The organism is Amycolatopsis sp. AA4 (genome assembly GCF_002796545.1).
Taxonomy (GTDB): Bacteria; Actinomycetota; Actinomycetes; order Mycobacteriales; family Pseudonocardiaceae; genus Amycolatopsis.
The window spans coordinates 1,478,500-1,502,364 of record NZ_CP024894.1 but is presented as its reverse complement, the minus strand read 5'-3'; the positions used below and the strand labels follow the sequence as shown (position 1 = coordinate 1,502,364).

20 protein-coding genes and 1 pseudogene are annotated in these 23,865 nt (G+C 70.8%); 5 read left to right on the top strand and 16 right to left on the bottom strand.

All coding sequences use genetic code 11. The features are described 5' to 3' along the window. Window positions 1-221: 221 nt before the first annotated feature. On the top strand, window positions 222-5,096 hold the full coding sequence (locus CU254_RS07170) for an RHS repeat-associated core domain-containing protein (protein ID WP_009074141.1): 4,875 nt from the start codon (window positions 222-224) through the stop codon (window positions 5,094-5,096). 68 nt (window positions 5,097-5,164) lie between these two features. Here the strand turns inward: CU254_RS07170 and recG are convergent, their stop codons facing one another. Together recG and CU254_RS07160 are read right to left on the bottom strand one after the other, a co-directional pair. Further along, window positions 5,165-7,318, bottom strand: a complete 2,154-nt coding sequence (gene recG / locus CU254_RS07165; protein WP_009074139.1) for an ATP-dependent DNA helicase RecG — start codon at window positions 7,316-7,318, stop codon at window positions 5,165-5,167. A gap of 2 nt (window positions 7,319-7,320) precedes the next feature. After that, entirely contained in the window at window positions 7,321-8,907 is a 1,587-nt protein-coding gene (locus tag CU254_RS07160; RefSeq protein ID WP_037712841.1) for a DAK2 domain-containing protein, read from the bottom strand. Between the two features lie 134 nt (window positions 8,908-9,041). Between CU254_RS07160 and rpmB the strand changes: the two genes are divergently transcribed. Beyond that, complete coding sequence (gene rpmB / locus CU254_RS07155; RefSeq protein ID WP_009074135.1) at window positions 9,042-9,233, top strand: 50S ribosomal protein L28; 192 nt, start codon at window positions 9,042-9,044, stop codon at window positions 9,231-9,233. A gap of 215 nt (window positions 9,234-9,448) precedes the next feature. Here the strand turns inward: rpmB and CU254_RS07150 are convergent, their stop codons facing one another. The 8 genes and pseudogenes from CU254_RS07150 to CU254_RS07125 all read right to left on the bottom strand — a co-directional run bounded on the left by CU254_RS07150 (window position 9,449) and on the right by CU254_RS07125 (window position 14,504). Then, on the bottom strand, window positions 9,449-10,303 hold the full coding sequence (locus CU254_RS07150; RefSeq protein ID WP_009077419.1) for an IS3 family transposase: 855 nt from the start codon (window positions 10,301-10,303) through the stop codon (window positions 9,449-9,451). After that, window positions 10,300-10,623, bottom strand: a complete 324-nt coding sequence (locus CU254_RS43955; protein WP_234392755.1) for a helix-turn-helix domain-containing protein — start codon at window positions 10,621-10,623, stop codon at window positions 10,300-10,302. Before CU254_RS43955 ends, CU254_RS07150 begins: the two co-directional genes overlap by 4 nt. 39 nt (window positions 10,624-10,662) lie before the next feature. Beyond that, window positions 10,663-10,734: pseudogene (locus CU254_RS44885) on the bottom strand (hypothetical protein); the annotation flags it as partial. Window positions 10,735-10,926: 192 nt separating this feature from the next. After that, window positions 10,927-11,715: an alpha/beta fold hydrolase gene (locus CU254_RS07145; RefSeq protein WP_009074128.1), complete on the bottom strand. Its 789-nt coding sequence runs from the start codon at window positions 11,713-11,715 to the stop codon at window positions 10,927-10,929. Between the two features lie 73 nt (window positions 11,716-11,788). Continuing rightward, a complete protein-coding gene (locus CU254_RS07140; RefSeq protein WP_009074126.1) occupies window positions 11,789-12,466 on the bottom strand; it encodes a uracil-DNA glycosylase in 678 nt (225 codons plus the stop codon). A 31-nt stretch (window positions 12,467-12,497) separates the two neighbouring features. Then, window positions 12,498-13,028: a gamma carbonic anhydrase family protein gene (locus tag CU254_RS07135; RefSeq protein ID WP_009074124.1), complete on the bottom strand. Its 531-nt coding sequence runs from the start codon at window positions 13,026-13,028 to the stop codon at window positions 12,498-12,500. Window positions 13,029-13,041: 13 nt separating this feature from the next. Further along, complete coding sequence (locus CU254_RS07130) at window positions 13,042-13,524, bottom strand: GNAT family N-acetyltransferase (RefSeq protein ID WP_009074122.1); 483 nt, start codon at window positions 13,522-13,524, stop codon at window positions 13,042-13,044. 20 nt (window positions 13,525-13,544) lie between these two features. After that, on the bottom strand, window positions 13,545-14,504 hold the full coding sequence (locus tag CU254_RS07125) for a thiamine-phosphate kinase (protein ID WP_009074120.1): 960 nt from the start codon (window positions 14,502-14,504) through the stop codon (window positions 13,545-13,547). Window positions 14,505-14,641: 137 nt separating this feature from the next. On the opposite strand from CU254_RS07125, the gene CU254_RS07120 reads away from it, so the two are divergent. Continuing rightward, a complete protein-coding gene (locus tag CU254_RS07120) occupies window positions 14,642-14,875 on the top strand; it encodes an Lrp/AsnC ligand binding domain-containing protein (RefSeq protein ID WP_009074118.1) in 234 nt (77 codons plus the stop codon). A gap of 19 nt (window positions 14,876-14,894) precedes the next feature. Beyond that, the gene (locus tag CU254_RS07115; protein WP_009074115.1) at window positions 14,895-15,434 is read left to right on the top strand and encodes a DUF3515 domain-containing protein; all 540 of its coding nucleotides are present in this window, start codon (window positions 14,895-14,897) and stop codon (window positions 15,432-15,434) included. On the opposite strand, the gene CU254_RS07110 is transcribed toward CU254_RS07115, so the two are convergent. From CU254_RS07110 to CU254_RS07095, 4 genes are all read right to left on the bottom strand, one after another. Further along, the gene (locus CU254_RS07110; protein ID WP_009074114.1) at window positions 15,415-16,755 is read right to left on the bottom strand and encodes an MFS transporter; all 1,341 of its coding nucleotides are present in this window, start codon (window positions 16,753-16,755) and stop codon (window positions 15,415-15,417) included. The two genes, CU254_RS07115 and CU254_RS07110, sit on opposite strands and share 20 nt — an antisense overlap. Window positions 16,756-16,828: 73 nt before the next feature. Next, entirely contained in the window at window positions 16,829-17,926 is a 1,098-nt protein-coding gene (locus CU254_RS07105; protein ID WP_009074113.1) for a D-alanine--D-alanine ligase family protein, read from the bottom strand. Between the two features lie 6 nt (window positions 17,927-17,932). After that, window positions 17,933-19,459 carry a serine hydrolase gene (locus CU254_RS07100; protein WP_009074112.1) on the bottom strand — a complete coding sequence of 509 codons (1,527 nt, stop codon included), beginning with the start codon at window positions 19,457-19,459 and terminating at the stop codon, window positions 17,933-17,935. Window positions 19,460-19,565: 106 nt separating this feature from the next. After that, on the bottom strand, window positions 19,566-20,936 hold the full coding sequence (locus CU254_RS07095; protein ID WP_009074111.1) for a PLP-dependent aminotransferase family protein: 1,371 nt from the start codon (window positions 20,934-20,936) through the stop codon (window positions 19,566-19,568). A gap of 89 nt (window positions 20,937-21,025) precedes the next feature. Between CU254_RS07095 and CU254_RS07090 the strand changes: the two genes are divergently transcribed. Next, window positions 21,026-21,700: a pyridoxamine 5'-phosphate oxidase family protein gene (locus CU254_RS07090; protein WP_009074110.1), complete on the top strand. Its 675-nt coding sequence runs from the start codon at window positions 21,026-21,028 to the stop codon at window positions 21,698-21,700. On the opposite strand, the gene CU254_RS07085 is transcribed toward CU254_RS07090, so the two are convergent. Next, window positions 21,672-23,123, bottom strand: coding sequence for a cell wall metabolism sensor histidine kinase WalK (locus CU254_RS07085; RefSeq protein ID WP_009074108.1), 1,452 nt, complete (start codon window positions 23,121-23,123; stop codon window positions 21,672-21,674). The genes CU254_RS07090 and CU254_RS07085 overlap by 29 nt on opposite strands. Beyond that, entirely contained in the window at window positions 23,120-23,821 is a 702-nt protein-coding gene (locus tag CU254_RS07080; protein WP_037712837.1) for a response regulator transcription factor, read from the bottom strand. Before CU254_RS07080 ends, CU254_RS07085 begins: the two co-directional genes overlap by 4 nt. Between the last annotated feature and the right edge of the window lie 44 nt (window positions 23,822-23,865).

Here is a 23,865-nt window from a genome sequence, read left to right as displayed (position 1 = left end):
TCAGCACAGAAGCCGCACAGCCCGCAGGCGATTTACCGGAGTGGCCACAAAGGACAGTCGGCGGGGAGAGTGTGTTCGGGCAAGGGTTCCGGGAGTTCGGGACATCACCGAGCCGGAGGCGGCGGTTCCTCGCCCGTCCAGCCGATAGCCTCCCGGGATCGGCGGGGGGGCAGGCCCCGCTTGTCCGTCATGCCCGTGCGCACCAGGAAATGGGACAATAGATGACCAACCCGTTGATCGCGCCGGTCAAGGAGACGTCGGCGATGGCCGGGGTTCCGTTGCTGGAGGACGCGACGGGCCTGAAGGACGCGATCGAGAGCAAGAACTGGGCGGCGGTCGCGATCGGGGCGGTGGGGACCGCGCTGGACGTGCTGACCGCGGTGATGGATCCGTTCGGCGCGATTTTCGCGGCGGGGGTCGGGTGGTTGATGGAGCATGTCGGGCCGTTGAAGGAGGCTCTCGACGCGCTGACCGGCAATGCGGACGAGATCAAGGCCCAGGCGGAGACGTGGACGAACGTCGCGAAGGAGCTTGAGGGCGTTTCGGCGGAGCTGACGGAGCTGGTCAAGAAGGACCTGCAGGACTGGCAGGGCGAGGCGGCCGATACCTACCGCAAGAAGGCCGAGGACACCTCTGCGCTGATCGCGAGTGCGCAGAAGGGCAGCGAGGGCGCGGCGAGCGGGGTGAAGACCGCGGGGGAGATCGTCGCGGCGGTGCGGTCGTTGGTGCGGGACACGATCGCCGACCTCATCGGGCATTTGATCTCGTGGGCGTTGCAGGTGGTGTTCACGCTCGGGATCGGGATGGCCTGGGTCGTGCCGCAGGTGATTTCCGCGGTGGCGAAGACGGCGTCGAAGATCTCGCAGGTCACGACGAAGCTGGTGAAGGCGCTCAAGGCGTTGATCCCGCTGCTGAAGAAGGCCGGGACGCTGTTCGGCGACGCCGGAAAAGCCTTGAAGGGCCTCAAGGGCGGCAAGACAGCCCCGGCGCACCCGCCCAAGGACATCAACGTCAAGCCCGCGAACAGCAACCGTTCTCACCCCGGCGGGGACGAGGGCACGCACACCTCCAGCGCCGGGGGCGGCGGCGGGCACCACGGCGATTCCGGCAGTACCCACCCGGGCGGCGATCACGAAAGCGGAGGGCCGGACGGCCCCACGTCGGTCTCCGGCAGTCCGAACAGGGGCGGGAACGGCGGCGGCAGCTCCCGGTCGCTGGACAAACAGGGCGAAAACTCGCGCGGTCTCGACAACATCTGCACCACCGGCGACCCGGTCGACGTCGCGAGCGGCCAGATGGTGATGGCCGAGACCGACGCGACCTTTCTCAGCGCGCTGCCGATGGTCTTCGAGCGCACGCATTTCTCGTCGTTCCGTGCGGGCGGCTGGCTCGGCCCGGCATGGGTGTCCACTTTGGACGAACGGGTCGAGGTGCACGACGACCAGGTGTGGTTCGCCGGCGCGGACGGGATCGTGCAGGTGTTCCCTCGGCCGCGCGGCGACCAGTGGGTGGCTGCCGAGCACGGGCCCGCGCGGTATCTCGCCGAGGAGCCCGGCGGCGGGTTCGTCCTCGAAGACCGCGAAGGCGAACGGGTCCTGACCTTCGAACGAGGCAACGGTCCGGTGCGGCCGATCCGGTCGATCAGCGGCCGCGGCAAGGAGTACATCCACTTCCAGCGCGACCGGCACGGCACGCCGATCGCGATGCGGCACAGCGGCGGCTACCTGATCCAGATCGCCACCGAAGGCGGGCTCGTGACCGGGCTGTCCACGGTGACCGGCGACGGGGTCGAGGTGCCGCTGGTCCGCTACGGCTACACCGACGGCAATCTGACCGAGATCGTCAACGAATCCGGGCTCCCGTTCCGCTACGCCTACGACAGCTCGGGCCGGATTGTCGAATGGACGGACCGCAACGGCGAGTGGTACCGCTTCCACTACGACCGCGAGGGCCGGGTCGTGCGCACCGAAGGCTCCGGCGACTGCCTCACCGTCACCATGGAATACGACCTGGCCGCGCGGATCACCCACGTCGTCGACTCGCTGGGCCGCCGCAGTGCCTACCGCCTGAACGAAACCGGCCGGGTCGTGCGCGAAGTCGACCCGACCGGCGCGGCGCGTTCCTACGAATGGGACGCGCTCGACCGGCTGGTCGGCGAAACCGACGAACTGGGCAGGCGGCGGGCCTACCGCTACGACGAGATGAACAACCTGGTCGCCCTCCGGCGGCCGGACGGCACGGAATTGACCATCGAGCGCGACGATTTCGGCCAGGCGGTCCGCATGGTCGAGGCGCCAGGCGTCGAAACCCGGTGGGAATACGACGAACGCGGCAACGTGACCCGCGTCGTCGAACCGGGCGGCGGGACCACCAGCTACACCTACGACGAGTGGGGACACATCGCGTCGGTGACCGATCCGAACGGCTCGACGCTGACCGTGGTGTCCGACGACGCGGGCAATCCGATCACCGTCACCGACGCCCGCGGCGCGACGACCGCCTACGCCTACGACTGCTTCGGCAGGCTCTCCGCGATCGTCGATCCGAACGGTGCGACCGAGGAATTCGGCTACACCATTGACGGCGCGCTCTCCTGGCATCGCCTGCCGGACGGATCGACCGAGGAATGGCGCTACGACGGCGAAGGCAACAACCGCCTGCACTCCGACGCCGCCTCGGCGATCACCCAGCGCGAGATGACCCACTTCGACCTGGTCTCGGCCGAGATCCGGCCGGACGGCACCCGGCTCGAGTACACCTACGACACCGAACTGCGGCTCACCGCGGTGACCAACGAACAGGGCCAGGTCTGGCGCTACGAGTACGACCTGGCCGGCAACCTCTCCCGCGAGACCGATTTCGGCGGCGCGTCCTCGTCCTACCGCTACAACGCCGCCGGCGAGCTGACCGAAATCCGCAACGCCGAAGGCGAGGTCATCACCCTGCGCCGCGACGTGCGGGGCAACCTCGTTGAAGAGATCGTCGAAGGACCGTCCGGGACTCTGCGCACCCGCTTCGAGTACGACGTCCTCGGCGAACTCATCGCTCTCGACGACGGGACGACCCGCATCGAGTACACCCGGGACGCGGCGAGCCGGATCGTCCGGGAAACGGTCAACGGGCGCACCGTCCGCTCCGAATTCGACTCCTCCGGCAACCAGATCCGGCGGCAAACGCCGTCCGGGGCGGAAAGCGTCTGGGAATACCGCGAAGCCAGCGTCCCGGCCGCGGTGCGCGCCGCGGGGCGGACCACCCGGTTCGAGTACGACCCGGCGGGCCGCGAAACCGTCCGCGTGTTCGGGCAGGACGCGGCGATTCTCCGCTCCTGGACCCCGGCGGGACGGCTCGCCCGGCAGGCGGTCCGGTCCGCGAACGGCGAATTCGGCCAGGACCGGCAGTACCACTACCGGCCCGACGGCCTCCCCGACCGGATCGACGACGGGACGGCCGGGTCGCGCTGGCTCGCGATGGACGTCCGCGGCCGGGTGATCTCGGTGCGCGCCCGGGGCTGGAACGAGCAGTACGCCTACGACCCGACCGGACGGCTCGTCGACGCCGACTGGCCCGCGCCCGAGGAAGAGGACAGGCGCGGCAGGCGGGCCGGACCCGCTTCGGTGATCACCGAGGCCGGCGGCGTCCGCTACACCTACGACCAGGCCGGCCGGATGCGCACCCGGCGGCACGAGGACGGGCGGACCTGGACCTACACCTGGGGTCCGCTCAACCGGCTCGTCGCGGTCGAGGTCCCGGACGGCACGCGGTGGCGCTACACCTACGACCCGCTCGGCCGCCGGATCCGCAAGGAGCATTTCGCCGCCGACGGGACGACGCTGCTCGAACGCGTCGACTTCGCGTGGGACGGCGAAACCCTGGCCGAGGCGACGACTTCCGGTCCGGCAGGCGCCGAAACCACGGTGTGGGACTACGAACCGGACAGCTTCGTGCCGCTGCTGCAGCGCCGGCGCACCGCTTCCGCGGACCAGCAACGCGTCGACGAACAGTTCTTCGCCATCGTGGCCGAACCGTCCGGCACGCCGACCGAACTGCTCGACGACCGCGGCGAGATCGCCTGGCAGGCCCGCAGCAGCTTGTTCGGCGTCGTGGTCGCCGAATCCGGCGGAACCGGGATCCCGCTCCGGTTCCAGGGCCAGTATTTCGACGAGGAAACCGGGCTGCACTACAACTTCCACCGGTACTACGACCCGGTGCTCGCCCGGTACCTCAGCCCGGACCCGCTCGGGCTCGGCGGCGGACTGGACCCGCACGCCTACGTCAGCAACCCGCACGTCTCGGTCGACCCGCTCGGTCTCGTCGGCGGGTCCTGCAACACGTCCCGCGGCCTCGGCGGCGGGCAGGGCCCCGGCGGCGGTTCACAGCGCGGCCGGAGCCGCCTGCGCTCCCCCAGCCCGGGCCCGAACGGGGAGCGGCGGGTGCGCTCCCCCGGCGGCCGGGTCTACCAGGAGGGGCCGCCGACCATCGCGGCCGGCGCGCGCAGGCGCGAGCACTACGGCTACAAGAACCTCTCGCACCGGCACTCCAAGATGCGGCCGCTGTTCGAGCAGCACGCCGTTTCGCCGCCGCCGCCGTTCCGCAGGCGCGGCGAGGACACGAAGTGGTACATGGACCCGAAGCGGCGCTACCAGACGTACGACTACCTGGGCAATCCCACCGGCATCGTCCGCGGCCACAGCAATGTCGTGATGGGCCACAACCCGTCGGCCGGAACCCACTTCAACCAGACCGGCATTCACCAGACTCCCGCGCAGAACTTCGCGCACAACTCCGACGTCCGGATCTTCAAGCACCTCGAACCGGCGAAAGCCTCCGCCGCGAGCGGATCCCAGGAGCCCAGGTTCAAGGCCCCGGACCCGTCGAACTCCAACCGGGTCTACTGGGACAAGAACCAGTCCGGCTACGTGGGCAATCCGGAGCACGACTGGGATCTGGTGCCGCCGAAACCGAGCCGGTCCTCAGGCGGCAGTTACGGCGGCGGGTCCGGCAGCTATGGCGGCAGCAGTTATGGCGGCAGCTACGGAGGCGGCAGCAGCCGCCGGAATCGCGGCTACGACTCCGACGACGACCTCTACGACGCCTGACCCGCCGAGAAAACCAGCAAAAAGGCGTGGCCCGGACTCCCGGGCCACGCCTCACCAGCGGAAGCCCGTCAGCTCTTCTCCAGGTACTCCGCCCGCTCGAGATCGACCACGTCGGCCACCATCTGCGCCAGACCCGGCAGCGACACCAGCTCCGGATCGCCCGTCACGAGTTCCTGGGCCTGCGCCCGCGCCTCGGTGATCAGGTCCTCGTCCCGCAGCAGCGACAACAGCTTCAGCCCGGACCGCTTGCCCGACTGAGCCGCGCCGAGAATGTCGCCCTCCCGGCGCAGTTCCAAGTCCAATCGGGACAGTTCGAACCCGTCCGTCGTGGACTCGACCGCGGCCAGCCGTTCGCGGGTGGACGTGCCGTCCAGGGTTTCCGTGACCAGCAAGCACAATCCGGGCACACTCCCCCGTCCGACGCGGCCGCGCAGCTGGTGCAGCTGGCTCACGCCGAAGCGGTCGGCGTCGAGGATGACCATCGCCGTCGCGTTGGGGACGTTCACGCCGACCTCGACCACCGTCGTCGCGACCAGGACCTCGACCTTCCCCGCGCCGAACGCCTGCATGACGGCGTCCTTCTCGTCGGTCGGCATCCGGCCGTGCAGGGCGGCGATCTTCAAGCCCTTCAACGCGCCGTTGGCGAGGTCCGGCGCGACGTCCAGCACCGCGAGCGGCGGGCGTTTGTCGCTCTTGTCCGACGGCGGTTCGTCGCCGATCCGCGGGCACACGACGTACGCCTGGTGCCCCTTGCCGACTTCCTCGCTGACCCGCTGCCACACCCGGTCGAACCACGCCGGTTTCTCCGCGACCGGCACGACCGTCGTCTTGATCGGCGAGCGGCCGACCGGCATTTCGCGCAGCGCCGAGATTTCCAGGTCGCCGTAGACCGTCATGGCGACCGTGCGCGGGATCGGCGTCGCCGTCATGACCAGCACGTGCGGGCTCGTCGAATCGGCCCCGCGCGAGCGCAGCGCGTCCCGTTGCTCGACGCCGAACCGGTGCTGCTCGTCCACGACCACGAGCCCGAGATCGGCGAACTGCACGGTGTCCTGGATCAGCGCATGCGTGCCGACGACGATGCCCGCCTCGCCGCTTACCGTCTCCAGCAACGCTTTCTTGCGTTCCTTCGCGCCCATCGACCCGGTGAGCAGCGTGATCCGGGTGGCGTTCTCGGCCGCGCCCAGTTCGCCCGCCCTCCCGAGGTCGCCGAGCATTTCGCGCAACGAACGCGCGTGCTGCGCGGCCAGCACCTCGGTGGGCGCGAGCATCGCCGCCTGCCGCCCGGAATCGACGACCTGCAGCATCGCCCGCAGCGCGACCACCGTCTTGCCGGACCCGACCTCGCCCTGCAGCAGCCGGTTCATCGGATGCTCGGTCGACAGGTCGGCCGCGATCTCGTCGCCGATCGCGCGCTGGCCCGCGGTGAGGTCGAACGGCAGCCGCTTGTCGAACGCGTCGAGCAGGCCGCCGTCGACGTGCGGGCTCGCCTTCGCCGGACGCGACACCGCGGAATGCCTGCGCTGCGCGAAAATCAGCTGCACGGCCATCGCTTCGTCCCACTTGAGCCGGTGCCGCGACGACTCCAGGTGCGCCCAGTCCTCCGGACGGTGGATGCCGCGCAGCGCGCGCTCGAGGCCGGGCAACCCGTGCCGCTTGCGCAGGTCCTCCGGCATCGGGTCCTCGCCGACCTCCAGCACGTCCAGCACCTGCCGCACGCATTTGGCGATCGACCACGTCGGCATGCCTTGCGCCGCCGGGTAAACCGGGATGATCTCGGCGAGGAAGTTGTCGACCGCCTCGGCCTCGCGTTCGGCGTCGAGGAGTTCGTACTCCGGATTGGCCAGCTGCAGCGTGTCCCGGAACGCGGTGACCTTGCCCGCGAACAGCCCGGTTTTGCCGGGGGCCAGCTCCTTCTCTCGCCACGCCTGGTTGAAGAACGCGCACGCGAGCCGTCGCTTGCCGTCGGTGATCACCATGTCGAGGATGGTGCCGTTGCGGGATTTCATCCGGCGCTTGCTGATCTTCTCGATCCGCGCCAGCACGGTCGCGTGCTCGCCCAGCTCCAGCCCGGCGATGTCGGTCAGTTCGCCGCGCTCGGCGTAGCGGCGCGGATAGTGGCGCAGCAGATCGGAAACCGTCTCGATGTCGAGCGCGGTCGACAGCGCCTTCGCCGTTTTCGCGCCCAGCAGCAGCGGGAGCTTGTCGCGAAGCCCGGCCATGATTATTCGACCCCCATCAGCAGCACAGCGTCGCTTTGCCCGCCCGCGTAACTCGTCAACTCCACCTCGGGGTGCTCCAGCCGCAGTTGTTCGGCGAGTTCGGCGGCCACCCTCGGCGGAGCGTCCGCCCCGCTCAGGACGGTGACCAGCTCGCCGCCGAGCGCCAGCATCCGGTTCAGCACGCTGACCGCCGCGGCGACGAGATTCGTCGCCGACGCCGGAGCGGGCTCGATGAGCACCACCTCGTCGTCGACCAGGCCGATCACGTCGCCGGACTGGGCCCGGCCCACCCAGGTTAGCGACTCCTCGTGCGCGATCCGCAGCTCGCCACGCCTCGTCGCGCCCGCCGCCTCGGCCATCGCGACGACGTCGTCGTTGACCCGGCGCTCCCCGTCGTGCACCGCGAGCGCGGCCAGCACCTGCACCGGCGACGCGCACGGGATCACCACGACGTCGCGCTCGCCCGCCATCGGATGCCCGGCCGCGGCGTCGGCGGCCGCGGTGAGATCGGGGCCGCCCGGCAGCACGCTCAGATGCTGTCCGGCCGCCTCGTTGAACAGTCCGATCATGTCCTCGACGCTGGGAAGCTCGCCGTCCGGCACCGCCAGCACCGCGACGCCCTCGGCCCGCAGCAGTTCGGCGAGGCCGCCGCCGCGCACCACCGCGACCACGGACCGGTCGAGGCCGCCACCCGGTTCGATCGGCGTCGGCGTGAGCAGCGGTTCGACCCGGATCTTCCGCGGCCTGCCCAGCTGCAGCCCGGCTTCGATGGCCGCGCCGATGTCCGCGCAATGGACGTGCACCGCGTGGCTGCCAGAACCGTCTCCGGCCACGGTCACGCTGTCGCCGAAGCCGCTCAGTTCCTTCCGCAACGCGGGCAGCCGGGCCTCGTCGACCTCGTCCAGCAAGTACATGACCTCCCACGCGTACGGCGCCTGCTCCGGCAGCGAAGCGACCGCCTTCAGGTCGTGCCCGGGATCCACCGGTTCGCCGGTGATCACTCCGGCCAGCGCGTCGAGCACCGCGACCAGACCGCGGCCCCCGGCGTCCACAACCCCGGCCTTGGCCAGCGCGGGCAGCTGCTTGGGCGTCTCCTCCAAGGCCGCCGCGGCCACGGTGACGACCTCGCGCGCGACCTCGGGCAACGTCCGCGTCGAACCTCGGACGGCGGCGGCCACGGCGTGCAGGACGGTCAGCATCGTCCCGGCGACCGGCCTGCTGACCGCGCCCGTGGCGGCCTGGTCCGCCTGCCCGAGCGCGGCGGCGAGACCGGCTCCGTCGAGGTCCCCGCCGGTGGCCGCCCAATCGGCCATCCCCCGCATGACCTGGGAAAGGATCACGCCCGAGTTGCCCCGCGCGTGCGCCACCGCCCCGCGCGCCAGTACCGCCAGCGCCTCGGCCGCGCCGTCCGGTTCCGCCGCGGCGAGGGCCTCGTGCGCGCCAGTCATCGTGTACAGCAGGTTGGAGCCGGTGTCGGAGTCCGCGACCGGGTAGACGTTGATGCCGTCGATGGCCGTGCGCAGCCTGTCCAAGCTGCGCACAGAAGCCGCCGCCCAGCCCGACACCGCCGCCGCGTCCAGCACCCGCACCCCGTAACCTCCTAGCCGGTCCCCGCGAGGGTAACGACCCCGCGGCAAGGCCCCCGAGACCACTCGTTACTATGGTCGAGTTGCCCGGCACGTTCGGGCGCGCATTCTTTGTCCCATATCCAGAGGAGTTCGACGTGGCTGCCGTGTGCGACGTCTGTGGCAAGGGACCCGGCTTCGGCAAGTCGGTCTCGCACTCCCACCGGCGTACCAACCGCCGGTGGAACCCGAACATCCAGGTTGTGCACGCGAAGGTCGGCGTGTCCCAGCGCAAGCGGCTCAACGCCTGCACCTCGTGCATCAAGGCTGGCAAGGTCGTCCGCGGGTAGCGACGGAAAACGAAGGGTGGCGAGTGCTCGCGGAGAGCGCTCGCCATTTTCGTTTTCCGGGTGTCTTCCGGGGGTCGAACCCCCGGGCCCCCGCCAGGGGGCAAGCCCCCTGGACCCCCGCGTGGGTCGCCTTCGGTTTGAGGCTTGCGGAGGGCGGTACGTGAGGGGAACCCTCAGTGAACTGGGCCCCGGAAGTTGGACTGGTTATGTAGAGGTTAGGCGGCGAGGGTCTGGGCCCGGTATTCGGCCGGGCTCAGGCCTTGGAGCGTGGTGGAGATGCGGGTGGTGTTGTACCAGTCGATGTAGTCGTGCAGTGCCGTGATGAACGTGTCGACGGTGTCGAACTTGGTGTGGTGGAAGAGTTCTTCTTTGAGGTGGCCGAAGAAGTTCTCGGCGACGGCGTTGTCCAGGCAGGTGGCTCGCCGGGACATCGACTGGGTCAGGCCGGCGTCGGCGAGCAGGGAGCGCCAGGAGGCGTGCCGGTACTGGAAGCCCTGGTCGGAGTGCACCAGCGGGCGGGCTCCGGCGGGCAGGGTCGCGATCGCGGCGCGCAGCGAGGAGTTCGTCAGCTCCAGCGTCGGGGACGGCCCGCAGGCGTAGGCGATCACGGACCGGTCGAACAGGTCGATCACGGGCGAGAGGTAGACCTTGCGGTCGCCGATGCGGAACTCGGTCACGTCGGTGACCCATTTGGTGTCCGGGGCCTCGGCGCCGAACTCGCGGTTGAGCAGGTTCTCGGCGGCCGTGCCGGGCCGGCCGGGCCAGGACCGGCGCCGGCGCGGCCGCCGGACCTGGCAGACCAGGCCGAGGGCGTTCATCAGCGCGAGCACGGTTTTCTTCGCCACCCGCCAGCCGGCGCGGGCCAGGACCGTGTGGATCCGCCGGTGCCCGTAGCGGCCGCGGGCGGCCTCGAACGCCTCGGCGATCGCGGCCTTGAGCCCGGCGTGCGGGTCGGGCCGGTCGGGCCGGGCCTGGTGGTAGAAGAACGTCGACCGGGCCAGGCCCGCGACCGCCAGCAGCACCGGCAGCGGATAGTCGGCCTTGAGGGCGGCGACGGCCTGGGTTTTCACCCTCGCCCCTGCTCCCTCAAGGCCCGCAATTTTTTTAGGTAGGCGTTCTCCGCCGACAGCCGCAGGTTCTCCGCCCGCAACCGCTCCAGCTCGCCGGGACCCGGCGAGTCCGCGACACCGGGCGGACGGCCTTTCGGCTTGGGCCGCAACGCGTCCTCTCCCTCGCGCCGATACGCCCGCGCCCAGTTCTCCACGAGTTTGGGCGAGGACAGCCCGTGCTCGCGCGCCAGCTCGGCCGCGGTCGCCTCGCCGCCGACATACCGGCGCACGACCTCCAGCTTGAACTCGAACGCGAACGACCGCCTGCCTGGCTTGTCCATCAGCGCTCCCGCGCTCCGCAGCCTCCAACGATCACGCAAGCGTCGCACGGCACCCGCCGACACCCCCAACCGGGACGCCACGGCCTTCGCGCCATACCCGTCCTCGAACAACGCAACAGCGGACGCCCGCTGCCACTCAGACAACGAACTGCGTGGATGCAACGAACCACTCCCCGGACAGCTGGAACTGGATTCCCAGTCCAACTTCCGGGGCGCAGTTCACAGGGACTCTGAGTCCCTCAGGGTTCCCCTCACGTACTTGAAGCTCCGGGGCGAGCGCGGGTTGCATTCGCCCCTTTTTCGTCACCGCAGGAAGTTCGCCAGCACCTCTCGCAGGGTCTCCGGCGCGTTCAGCACCCCGTGGTCCTGCCCCGGGATCTCCTCCCACCGCCCGTGCGCGACCGCGTCCGCGACGGCCTTCGCGGACGTCGTCATCCACGCCTCCCCCGCGCCGCCCGACAGGGACAGCACCGGGACGGTGATCGCGGCCAGCCGGTCCGTCGGCAGGTGGTTGCCGCGGCCGCAGACGGTCAGGTCGTACGGCAGCGTGTGCGCCAAGCCGACGAACCAGCCCCACACGGGGGCGGCCTTCATCGAGTCCACGATCTCCGCCGGGGTGCCGGTGCCCTCGACCAGGAACAGCTCGACCGCGCCGTCCCGGTCGCCGTCGGCCAGCCGGGCGCTCACCCGGTCCACCAGGTCTTCGGCGGGACGCGGCCGGTCGTCGCCGACGAACGGCGGTTCGTACACCGCGACCTTCGTGATCGGCAGGCCGCGCGCCGCCGCTTCGAGGGCCAGGATCGCGCCGGACGAGTGGCCGAACACCGCGGCCGAGCCGCCGACGGCCTCGATCAGCACCTCGAGGTCGTCGATCTCGCGCTCGACGGCGTAGACCTGCGCGTCGCCGCTGTCGCCGCGGCCTCGCCGGTCGTAGGCGATCGCGGTGAAGCCGGCGTCGGCCAGCACGGCGGCGAGCCCGGCGACGGTCGTCCGGTCGTTCACCGCGCCGCCGACGAGCAGCACCGGCGAACCCGAGCCGTAGGTGTCGAAGGCGATCGGGGTGCCGTCGGCGGACGTGACGGTGGCGGTCATGGCTTTCCTCCAGGGGTTCAGTCGTTGCTTACCCTGGTGGTCGGAGCCGGACGCCGGAACTGGACACGCCGCGTCAGGGAAGTTTCCAGTCGAGCGGTTCCGCGCCCTGCTGGACCAGAAGCTGGTTCGCCCGGCTGAACGGACGCGACCCGAAGAAGCCGTTGCGCGCCGACAGCGGGCTCGGGTGCGCCGATTCGATGCACGGCACGTCGCCCAGCATCGGCCGCAGGTTCCGCGCGTTGCGGCCCCACAGGATCGCCACCAGCGGTCCGCCGCGCGCGGCGAGCGCCTTGATCGCCTGCTCGGTGACCTGCTCCCAGCCCTTGCCCTGGTGCGAGTTGGACTTGTACGGCTGCACGGTGAGCGACCTGTTCAGCAGCAGCACGCCCTGCTCCGCCCACGGGGTCAGGTCGCCGTTGGACGGGGTCGGATGGCCCAGGTCCTCGCAGTACTCCTGGTAGATGTTGATCAGGCTCTTCGGGATCGGCCGCACGTCCGGGGCCACCGAGAAGCTCAGGCCGACCGCGTGCCCGGGAGTCGGGTACGGGTCCTGGCCGACGATCAGCACGCGGACGTCGTCGAACGGCTGCTTGAACGCGCGCAGCACGTGCTCGCCCGCGGGAAGATAGGTGCGGCCCGCGGCGATCTCGGCGCGGAGGAACTCCCCCATCGCGGCGACCTGCGCGGCCACTGGTTCAAGGGCTTTCGCCCAGCCGGCTTCGACGATTTCGTCCAGCGGTCGTCCAGTCACGGCCCGCGAGCCTAGCGCCACGTGCGCGGCGTCACTGTGGCGGGTCCAGCCTGCGCAACTCGGCCCGGAACCGGGCGCCGCGCCGGACATAGGAATCCACCACCGCGGCGATCTGGTCCTCCGAAAACGATTTGTTCGGCCGCGTTTTCGCCGGAACTCCCAGTGCGATCTCGCCGGTGCCGACCGTCGATTCGTACGACAGCACCGCGCCCGCGCCGACCATGCCGCCGTCCTCGATCACGCTTCCGTTCAGCACCACCGAACCGGACGCGATGAGGCAGCCGGTGCCGATCTTCGCGCCCTCGATGTGCACCGAATGCCCGACCGCCGACGACGGGCCCAGGATCGTCGGATGGCGCGCGGTGCAGTGGACGACGCAGCCGTCCTGCACGTTCGAACGTTCGCCGATCTCGATGTACCCGTGGTCGCCGCGCAGCACGGTCTGCGGCCAGACCGAGGCGCGCGCTCCGATCCGGACGTCGCCGATCACGGTGGCGTCGGGATGGACGTAGGCGTCCGGGTGGATGGTCGGGACCAGGTCGCCGAGCGCGTAGATGGCCAATGCCGCCTCCGGGTCAGTAGTCGGGCGCGAGATCCTTGCCGTAATACCGGCTTTCGGGCAGATCGCCGTAATAACCGAAAGCCGGGACCTCGACGTAGCCCGACGAACGGTAGAGGGCGATCGCCTCCGGCTGTTCGGTGCCCGTCTCCAGCACGACCCGGCGCCGTCCGGCGGCGACCGCGGTGCGTTCCAGTTCGGCGAGCATCGCGCGGGCGAACCCGCGGCCCCGCGCGGATTCGACCACGTACATCCGCTTCAGTTCGACGTCGCCGGGCCGGAACGTCGGCTCGGGACCGTCGTGCGCGCGCCACGCGCCGGACGCCACCGGCACGTCGTCCAGGTACCCGACCAAGAACAGGCCCCGCGGCGGCGCGAACTCCGCGGGGTCCATCGGGGTCTCGTCCTCGGAGCCGTAGCGGCGCACGTACTCCAGTTGCACCTCGGCCATCAGCTTGGCGGCGTCGGGGTGGTCGAAGGCGACGGCACGGATGTCCACGCCGCCAGCCTAATGAAGGGTCACTGCTGCCAGTGCTCCCAGCCGCCCTGCTGGTCGTACTCCCGTCCGTCCACGGTGACCCCGGAGCCGGGCATGGTGACCACGCCGATCTTGCGCCAGCCGTCGGGCAGGTCGTCGAACGGCGGGAAGGTCGCGACCAGCGCGTGGTCCTCGCCGCCGGTCAGCACCCACTGCAGCGGGTCCGCGCCGAGCGCGCTGCCGACCTCCTTGAGCCGCGTGGACACCTCGAGCAGCGCGGTCTGCACGTCGAGCCCGACCTCGGAGGCCGCGGCCAGGTGCGCGAGGTCGGCGAGGAGCCCGTCGGAGACGTCCATCATCGCCGTCGCCCCGGCGAGCGCGGCCTGCGGACCGGCCGCGTACGGCGGTTCCGGGCAGCGCTGCGCGTTCACCACGCCGACCGGCGACCGGAAGCCGCGGCGCAGCACCGCGAGCCCGGCCGCGGCCCAGCCGAGCCGTCCGCACACCGCGAGCACGTCGCCGGGGCGCGCGCCGGACCGGGTCACCGGTTCGCGGTCTTCGAGGTCGCCCAATGCGGTGACGCTGATCACGAGCTGCTCCGCGCTCACGAGGTCCCCGCCGGACACTCCGATGCCGACCGCGCCCGCCTCGGCCCACATGCCGTCCATGATCTCGGTCACGACCTGCGCCGGGGTGTCCGCCGGACACGCGATCCCGACGACCACCGAGGTCGGCTTCGCTCCCATCGCCGCGACGTCGGACAGATTCACCGCGACCGCCTTGCGCCCGACCTGCTCCGGGCTCGACCAGTCGAGCCGGAAGTGCACGCCGTGGACCAGCACGTCGGTCGTCACGACCACGCGGCCGTCCGGCGCGGCGAGCACCGCCGCGTCGTCGCCCGGTCCCAGCAGTGTCGACGGCGGCTGCGCGCGTCCTTCGGTGACCCGCCGGATCAGGCCGAACTCGCCTGCGGCGGCCACCGAGTGCTCGTCCGGTGACACCGGTCACCTCCTGTTTCCCTCGCCTGTGTCGGATCGGCCACCGACAGTCGGATCCCCTAGGTTTTTTCCAGGGCTGGCGCTACGTTGCCTACACCGTTCCTACCCCGACTCGATCGCCACCGACGAAAGGGCACGCCGTGGTCCACGCATACATCCTCATCCAGACCGAGGTCGGCAAGGCCGCCGCGGTGGCTGCGGAGATCGCCGGGGTCCCGGGCGTGACCAGCTCCGAGGACGTCACCGGCCCGTACGACGTGATCGTGCGCGCCGCCGCGGACACGGTGGACCAGCTCGGCCAGCTCGTCGTCGCCCGCGTGCAGAACGTGGAAGGGATCACGCGCACGCTGACCTGCCCGGTCGTCCATCTCTGAGCCGTGGTCCACTGAGCCGGTGGCAGACACCGACACCGGGGCTCCTCCGAAGGTCGTCCTCGTCGCCGCGTCGTTGCTCGTGGCCGCGCTGGCGGTCGCGGTCGCGGTCGTCGCGCTGACGAAAAGCTCCTCCGGGCAGCCCGAGCCGAACCAGCCGCTCGCGCTCGTCTCCGTTCCCGCGCCGCAGGCCGGGTCGCCGGACTGCGCGAAGCTGATCGCCGGGGTCCCGGCCACGCTCACGTCGAACGGCAAGGAACTGTCGCCGCGCACGCTCGCCGAGCCCGCGCCGAAGGCCACCGTCGCGTGGGGCGAACCGGACCCGGTCGTGCTGCGCTGCGGACTCGAACGCCCGCCGGAGCTCACCCAGACCGCACAGCTGCGCGTGGTCAACAAGGTGCAGTGGCTGCAGATCGAGCAGGGCGGTTCGGCCACCTGGTACGCGGTCGACCGGCCGGTTTACGTCGCGCTGACCGTCCCGGCGAGCGCGGGCACGGGTCCGTTGCAGACCATTTCGGACGCGATCGCGGCGAAGCTGCCGGTCAAGCCTCTGACGTTCTAGCCGCGATCGTTTCCAGCGATTCGCCGGTGGTGCGCGGGCCGAGCACGGCCACGTCGATCATCAGCAGCACCATCGCGCCCGCGACCACGGCGAACATCGTCGTCGCGCCGGCCGAATGCAGGATCGGCAGCAGCACGAACGGCATCGCGGCGGTGGCCAGCCGGGACAGCGCGTAGGCCGAACCGGCCGCGGTGCCGCGCAGCGACGTCGGGAACAGCTCGCCCTGGTAGGTGTGGAAGGCGTTGGAGAAAACGTTGCTGACGGCGGTGTAGCAGAAGCCGAACACCGCGATCAGCACGCCGGACGTGGCGTAGCCGAAGGCCAGCCCGAACACCGCCATCGCCGCCGCGCTCGCGACGATCAGCCATTTCCGTTCCAGCCGTTCGATGATCGGGATGGACAGCGCCGAGCCGATCGGATAGCCGAGGAAGGTGAGCGCGCTGAAGGTCAGCGAGGTGACGAGGCCGAAACCCTTGGCCGCCAGCACAATCGGCACCAGCGAGCCGAAACCGTAGTAGCCGAACGACTGCAGCAGCTGAAAGACGTACAGCATCGCCGTGCGCCGGAACCACGGCGGGCGCAGCAGCGCCGACGCGCGCACCGGTTCGGGCGCGGGCGGTTCCGGCTCCGGTTCGGGCAACGGCTGGGGCGCGCTCGCTTCGAGCTTGCGCACGATCTCGTCCGCTTCGCCGGTTCTTCCTTGTGCGGCAAGCCAACGCGGCGATTCCGGCAGCGTGAACCGCAGCGCCCAGACGACCGCCGCACCCAGCGCGCCGATCACGAACAGCCAGCGCCAGCCGTCGACGCCGAGCGGCGCGTGGCCGACGAGCGCGCGGGCCAGGAATCCGGCGGCGGGGACGCCGCAGAAGCCGATGGTGTAAGCCCAAGCCGTCGCGCGGCCGCGGGCGCGGGCGGGCAGCAGGTCGGCGAGGTAAGCGTCGGCGACCGGCAGTTCGGCGCCGATGCCGATCCCGGCGATGAACCGGCAGATCACCAGCATCCACACGTCGGTGCTGAACGCGCCGAGCAGCGTGAACACCGAGTACAGGCCCAGCGTGAGCAGGAACGCGCGGCGCCGGCCGAGCCGGTCGGCCAGCCTGCCGAGGAACACCGCGCCCACGAAGGCACCGACGAACGCCGACGCCAGGACGTACTTCAGCGTCGTCGGGGTGACGCCGAATTCCTTGGTCAGGACGGTGCTGATGGTCGCGGCGAGGAACAGGTCGTAGAGGTCGAAGAAGGTGGCGATGCCGACCACTGCCACGAAGTACCGGTGCCGCCGGGTGACCGGGAGCCGGTCGAGCCGGGATGCGATCTGCACGCGCTGTCTTCCTTGCCGGGCTGGGGAGGTGCGGGAGCCATGGTAAGTCGCCGCGCCGGACCCGGCGCGCTCGTCAGCGCAGGCCGGTGCCCCGGGCGAGCGCGGTGTCGATCAGGGTCGACAGCAGCGTCGGGTAGTCCACCCCGGTCACCTCCCACATCTTCGGGTAGGCGGACTTCGTGGTGAACCCGGGCATCGTGTTGACCTCGTTGATCACCAGGTCGCCCTCCTCGGTCACAAAGAAGTCGACGCGGGCCAGGCCCTGGCAGTCGAGCGCGCGGAACGCCTCGACGGCCATCGCGCGCAGCCGGTCGGTGAGCGCGTCGTCCAGTTTGGCCGGGATGTCCAGTTCGGCGTCCTCGCCGAGGTACTTGGTTTCGAAGTCGTACCAGGCGTCCTCGCCCTCGGCGAGCACCCGGATCTCCGCCGGGAGCGACGCCTCGACGCGGCCGTCCGGGAATTCCAGCACGCCGCATTCGACCTCGCGCCCGCGCACCGCGGCCTCGACGAGCACCTTCGGGTCGGTGCGCCGGGCCAGCTCGATCGCGGCGTCCAGGTCGGCCCAGTCGGCGACGCGGGAGATGCCGACCGACGAACCGGCGCGCGAGGGCTTCACGAACACCGGCAGGCCAAGGCGTTCGCGGTCCGCTTCGGCCAAAGTGGACTGTCCGCGGCGCAGCGCGGCGTAGGTGCCGACCGGCAGCCCCTCCGCGGCGAGCAGCTTCTTCGCGTATTCCTTGTCCATCGCCGCCGCGCTGGCGAACACGCCGGGGCCGACGTACGGGAGGTCGGCGAGTTCGAGCAGGCCCTGGATGGTGCCGTCCTCGCCGAAGGCGCCGTGCAGCACCGGGAAGACGACATCGACGGTGCCGAGCACCTCGGTGGCCTGGCCCGGGTCGACCGTCCGCAGCTCGCGACTGGTCGGGTCGCCGGCGAGCACGAGCGCGCGGCCGGACTCGACCGACGGCAGCTCGCGGCCGCGGATGCTGAGCTGCTGCGGATCGCCGGTGCCGAGCACCCAGCCGCCGCTCGGCGTGACGCCGACCGGGAGCACCTCGAAGCGGTCCGGATCCAGGTTCGAGATCACGCTGCCCGCGGACAGGCACGAGATGGTGTGCTCGCTGCTGCGGCCCCCGAACACGACCGCGACCCGGATCTTTTCAGCGCTCATAGCCGGTCACCGTACCGGGTGAGCCTCGCCGACAGCGCGCGCCGGGGGTGTCTGCGCTGGTCGGGAGTGCCGAGCCGCTGGTCGGCGAGAGGCGAGCGCGAACCACGTCACCCCGCGCACGACCAGGAACGCCGTTCCGGCCAAAACGAGGACGGTGAAGTCCGGCAGGGTCTCGAACGCCACGTCCACCGGCAGCCAGCCGCCGTAGCTGAGCGTGCCGACTCCGACGAACACCGCCCCGTACAGCGCGGCCGCCGCGAGCAGATGTCCGACCAGCGGGCGCACTGCCACGCGACGGAAACCCTTGTCGCGCAACAGGTCCGGCAGCTTCCGTGCGCGACGGATTTGTCGGCGGGTCGCCAACACCATCGCGGCGAGGACGAGGAGGGCGGCGCCGTCGAGGACGCCGTAGGTCAGCCAGAAGCCGTTGCCGATCTCCGGGGCCGGCGCGCCGGCGAGGATCGCGAGGGTGTGGTGGAACGGCGCGCCGTTGTCCAGCAGTACCGGGTTGCGCGAGGTCAGCACGACCAGGCCGACCCGCTGGTCCGGCAGGTAGCCCAGGTTGGCGTGGTAGCGGGTCAGGTCGCCGTCGTGCTGGACGACCGGCTGGCCGTGGAGAGTGCCGGTGCCCCAGCCGAATCCGTAGTGGTCGATGCCGTCGATCGCGTGGTCGTCGCCGGTCGGGACGGCCGCGCGGTGCATCAGCCGCAGGCTTTCGGCGGACAGCGGCCGGGCGCCGCGGTAGGCGCCGGTCATCTGGAAGGTCAGGTAGTGGCTGAGGTCCTCGGCGGTCGAGACCAGGTAGCCGTCGGGCCGGGCGCCGGGGAAATCGGGCGTTTCCCTCGGCACGTTCAGGCCGAACAGCACCGCCGAGCCCTCGATCAGGCCTGCGCGCCGGGCGTCGGCGAGGTTGGTGAAGGTGCGGTTCATGCCGAGCGGGGCGAGGACGTGCGCCTTGAGGTAGTCGGCGTAGCTCTGGCCCGAGACCTGCTCGATCATCAGGCCCAGCGTCGCGTAGTTCTTGTTGCAGTAGTGGAAAGCCGTGCCCGGGCGGGAGACCGGGACGACGTCGGCGAGTGCGCGGACTCGCTGCTCCAGCGTGGTTTCCGGCTCGTAGAGGTCGACGGTGCCCGCTTCGGTCGGCAGGCCGCTGGTCTGGTTCAGCAGCTGCCGCACGGTGATCGGGTCGTTCGCTCCGGCGGTGCGGAACCACGGCAGATACGCGGTGATCGGCGTGTCCAGACCGACCTCGCCCGCCTCGACGAGCTGCATGACTGCCATGGCGGTGAACGATTTGCTCAGCGAGCCAAGCAGAAACGGCGACTGCGGCGTCACGTCGGAGCCGACCGCGCCGGTCGTCACCTTGCCGTCCGCGGACACCACCGCGTAGGACGACGGCGGCCCGCTCTCCAGTTCTGCGCGCAAATGCGCCACCGCCGGATCTGCCGGGCTGGTCGGTTGTGCCGAAGCTGGCACGGCGAACACCGCCAGCATCGCGGCCACGATCGCTGCCACCCGGATCCGCCAAGTCATCCCGTACTCCTCCGCACGCCGAACCGAACGGCAAAAGCCTCGCGGAGCAGCGGATCCCGCACCATGAAGCTGACCGGCGGACCGGAGGTAGGGCTGGCCCCCGTACTCAGCGCAGGAGATCGACCAGCGTCGGCACCGCGGCCATCAACGCCTCCCGCGAGCAGCCCGCGTACCCCAGCGCGATGCCGTGCACCGTCGGAGTCCCGGCGAAATGCCGGGCCAGCCCGTCGAGCCGGATCGAATGCCGTTCCGCCGCGGCGATCAAGTCCGCCTCGGCCTCGGCGCTTTCGGTCCGCACCACCAGATGCGCGCCGGCGTCGTCGCCGACGAACGGGATCCCGGCGTTCGACAGCGCGGTCACCAGCACCGTCCGGCGTTCGGCCATTTCCCGGCGCAGCTTCCGCAGATGCCGTCCCAGATCGCCGGTCCGGGCCAGTTCGACCAGCACCCGCTGGCCGGCCGGCGACGGACGCGTCCCGGTGAGATCCCGGTACGCCAGAATGGAATCGGCCACCGCGGCGGGCGCGACCAGCCAGCCCGCGCCGAGGGTCGGGGTGAGGATTTTGCTGGTGGTCCCGAGGTGCACGACGACGTCCGGGGCGAGTGCGGCCAGCATCGGCAGCGGGGCGACGTCGAAGCGCAGCTCGCCGTCGTAGTCGTCCTCGATGACCAGCATGCCTTCCGCGCGAGCGCGTTCCACGAGCTGCACGCGCCGGGCCGCGCTCATCCGGCTGCCCATCGGGTACTGGTGCGCGGGCGAGCAGTAAACCGCGCGCGCCCCGGCGGGAATCGCGTCCGGGCGCAGGCCCTCGTCGTCCACCGGCACCCCCACGACGGTGAGCCCGGCCTGCCGGAACGCTTGCACCGCACGCTGATAGCCCGGTTCCTCGAAGGCGACGACCGCGCCTCGGCGCAACACCGCCGCGGCAAGCTCCACGACAGCCGCGGTGGTGCCGCCGGTCGCGAGCACCGAGCCCGCGGCCAGACCGCGGTGGCGCAGCAGGTGTTCCGACACCGCCGCGCGGTATTCCGGCAATCCGGCGCGATGCGCGCGCGTGAGCGGTTCGGGGTCGGCAGCCGCGCGCCACGCCCGTCGCCAAGCCGCGCGGTCGAGGCCGCCCGCCCACGGCGTACCGGGCGCGAGGTCGAGCATCGGACCCGATTCGGCTTCGGCGAGCAGCGAACCCGGCACCGTGACCGACGCGGCGGCACGGGTCGGCGGGGTCGTCACGTACGTGCCGGAGCCATGCCGTCCGGCGATCCACCCCTCCGCGTGGAGCTGTTCGTACGCGGCGGAAGTGACCGTGCGCGAGACGCCGAGCCGTTCCGCCAGCGCGCGCGTGGACGGCAGCCGGTCGCCGCCGCGGAGATGTCCGCCGGCCGCGGCTTCGCGCAGCGCGTCGGCCAGCTGCACGGCCAGCGGGGTGGCCGCTTCGCGGTCGAGACTGACCGGCAGGGCGGTGTCGGCGTAGGACACGGCGGACCTCCGTTTCGGCGAAGTGGACTTCTCAAGTGTAGAAGAAGTGGACATTCAACATAGCCACTTGCCCGCCGCACACTGAGCGCATGAGCAGCCTTTCGCCCACCGAACGCACCACGCTCGGCCGCAAACGCCACCGCGCCGCCAGCGAGCGCGCCGTGCTGCACGCCGTGCTCGACGAGGCGCTGATCTGCCACCTCGGCGTGGTCCGCGACGGCGCCCCGCTGGTGCTGCCCACCGGATACGGCCGCGACGGCGACACCCTGTACCTGCATGGTTCCACGGGCGCGGCCAGTCTGCGAGCCGCCACCGGGGAAACCGACGTCTGCGTGACCGTCACCCTGCTCGACGGCATCGTCTACTGCCGCTCGGTGAACAACCACTCGGTGAACTACCGCAGCGCGGTGATCCTCGGCAAGGCCCGGCTGGTGACCGACCCGGACGAGAAGATGCGCGGCCTGCACGTGCTCACCGACCACCTCTCCCCCGGTTCGTGGGAACACGCCCGGCCGGTGAACAAGAAGGAATTCGCCGCGGTTTCGGTCATCGCGCTCGACCTCGCCGAAGCGTCGGTGAAACTCCGCGCCGAGGGACCGGACGACGAACCCGAGGACGTCGCCGCGAACGCCGCCTGGGCCGGAGTGCTGCCGGTGCACACGGTATTCGGCGAGCCAGAACCCTCCGCGGACCTGCCGCCCGGCTGGAGCGTGCCCGAACACATCACCGCACGCGTCACGAAGACAGCGGCAACCGCACGGTGAACACCGTCCGCCCGGGGCGGCTCTCCAGCGAGACCGTCCCGCCGTGCTCCACCACCAGCGAATGCACCACGGCCAACCCCAATCCGGTGCCGCCCGCGGCCCGGGTGCGGGAGTTGTCCACGCGATAAAACCGGTCGAAAATCCGCTGCTGATCCGCCGCGGAAATCCCCGGCCCGGCATCGGTGACGGCGGCGACGGCCATTCCGTCCGCCACCGTCACCGCCAGCTCCACCGGAGTTCCCGCAGCGGTGTGCACGGCCGCGTTCGCCAGCAGGTTGTCCAGGACTTGCCGCAGCCGCGCCGGATCCGCGTGCAGCAGCACCGGTTCCTCCGGAATCGACACCGTCAGCGGATGCCCCGGCCGACCGGCCCGGAACGCGTCCGCGGCAGCCGCGGCGATCTCCGTCAGGTCCATTCGCTGCGGGCGCACCGGCGGTTCGACGTCGCGCGCGTCCAGCCGGGCGAGCAGCAGCAGATCGTCCACGAGCACGCTCATCCGCGCGGTCTCGGCCCGGATTTTCTCCAGATGCGCCTCGCGTTCCTCCGGCTCGTTCGCGGCGGCGTAACGGAAAAGATCGGCATAGCCGCGGATCGACGTCAACGGCGTCCGCAGCTCATGCGAAGCATCGGCGACGAACCGGCGCAGCCGATCGTTCGCCTCGGTGCGCGCGGCCAGCGAAGATTCGATGTGGCTCAACATCAAGTTGAACGCCGTCCGCAGCTCCTCGACCTCCGCGCCGCCACCAGTGCCGGACGCGCGCACCGGCAAAGCCGCCGTGGCAGTGAGATCGTGCGAAGCGATGTCGTGCGCAGTGCCCGCCATGTCCGACAACGGCCGCAAGCCGCGCCGCAGCACGACCCGGCCCGCGACGACGAGAATCGCCAACGCGATGAGGAACGCGATCACTTCGATCAACATCAGCTGCTGCACCGTCTTGTCGAGATCGGCCTGCGGCGCGGCGCTCAGCAGCACGGTGCCGGTCCCGTTCTGCGACGTCTCCACCGGACACGCCCGGACGCGGTAGGAACCCTGCCCGGGCAAGGCGATCGTGCGGAACAGATCGCCGCTGGTCGCTTCTTCGGCCACCTGCGCCAACGGCCGGACGTCGTTCGGCAACGTGCTGCCCGGCTGCGGGACGGCGTGCCCTTCCCGCACGTCGAAGACCGCGGAGTACCAGGAGTAGACGACTTCCGGATTGTCCTTCGATTCGCGCAGATGCGGCACCTGCGCGACCTGGCTGGTCTTGAGCTGCTCGTCGAGCCGCCGGTTGAGGTAGTCGTGCATCAGCTCGACGGTCAGCGCGCCGACGATCGCGAACACCACCAGCGACAAGGCACCCAGCCCGAACGCCAGCCGCGTGCCGAGCCGCGAAGCGCGCCAAGCCCGGTACCACCGGCGAGCCCAGCGCCCGATCCGGTTCACCGGCCCGCCTGCCGCACGGAATACCCGACGCCGCGCACGGTGTGGATCAACGGTTCGGCTTCGGCGTCGAGCTTGCGCCGCAGCCGCGAGATCGCGAGTTCGACCACATTGGACCGTCCGCCGAAGTCGTACTCCCACACGTGGTCGAGGATCTGCGCCTTCGTGAGCACCGCGGGCGAATGCCGCATGAGGTAGCGCAGCAGCTCGTACTCGGTCGGCGTCAGTTCGGCGAGCTGGCCGCCGCGGCGGACCTCGTGCGTCTCCTCGTCCAGAGTGAGGTCGCCCACCTGCAGCGAAACCGCGCGGGCGTCCGGCTTCTCCGACGTCCGCCGCAGCACCGCGCGCAGCCGCGCCATCAGCTCCTCGACGGAGAACGGTTTGACGAGGTAATCGTCACCCCCGCGGGTGAGGCCGGCGATGCGGTCGGCGGTCGCGTCCTTCGCGGTCAGGAAAACCACCGGGACCGCGTCGTGTTTCTCGCGCAGCTTGTCGAGCACGGTGAACCCGTCGAAATCGGGCAGCATGAGGTCGAGCACGACGATGTCGGGAGCGAACTCCGCGGCGCGCGCGAGAGCGTCGGCGCCGCATCCGGCCGTCACGGCCTGCCAGCCCTCGTAGCGGGCGACGGTCGCGACCAGGTCGGCGATGTGCGGTTCGTCGTCCACGACCAGCAGCCGGACCGGATTCGAGTTCTCCACCCCGCCATCCTCCGCGACGTCCGCGCGGGCGCGCGAGCCGAACC

What these genes read in the sequence shown, in the direction of transcription:
- CU254_RS07170 (WP_009074141.1), top strand. Translation starts at nt 222, where the DNA reads ATGACCAACCCGTTGATCGCGCCGGTCAAGGAGACGTCGGCGATGGCC.
- recG (WP_009074139.1), bottom strand. Translation starts at nt 7,318, where the DNA reads ATGGCCGGGCTTCGCGACAAGCTCCCGCTGCTGCTGGGCGCGAAAACG.
- CU254_RS43955 (WP_234392755.1), bottom strand. Translation starts at nt 10,623, where the DNA reads ATGGACAAGCCAGGCAGGCGGTCGTTCGCGTTCGAGTTCAAGCTGGAG.
- CU254_RS07145 (WP_009074128.1), bottom strand. Translation starts at nt 11,715, where the DNA reads ATGACCGCCACCGTCACGTCCGCCGACGGCACCCCGATCGCCTTCGAC.
- CU254_RS07105 (WP_009074113.1), bottom strand. Translation starts at nt 17,926, where the DNA reads ATGAGCGCTGAAAAGATCCGGGTCGCGGTCGTGTTCGGGGGCCGCAGC.
- CU254_RS07100 (WP_009074112.1), bottom strand. Translation starts at nt 19,459, where the DNA reads ATGACTTGGCGGATCCGGGTGGCAGCGATCGTGGCCGCGATGCTGGCG.
- CU254_RS07090 (WP_009074110.1), top strand. Translation starts at nt 21,026, where the DNA reads ATGAGCAGCCTTTCGCCCACCGAACGCACCACGCTCGGCCGCAAACGC.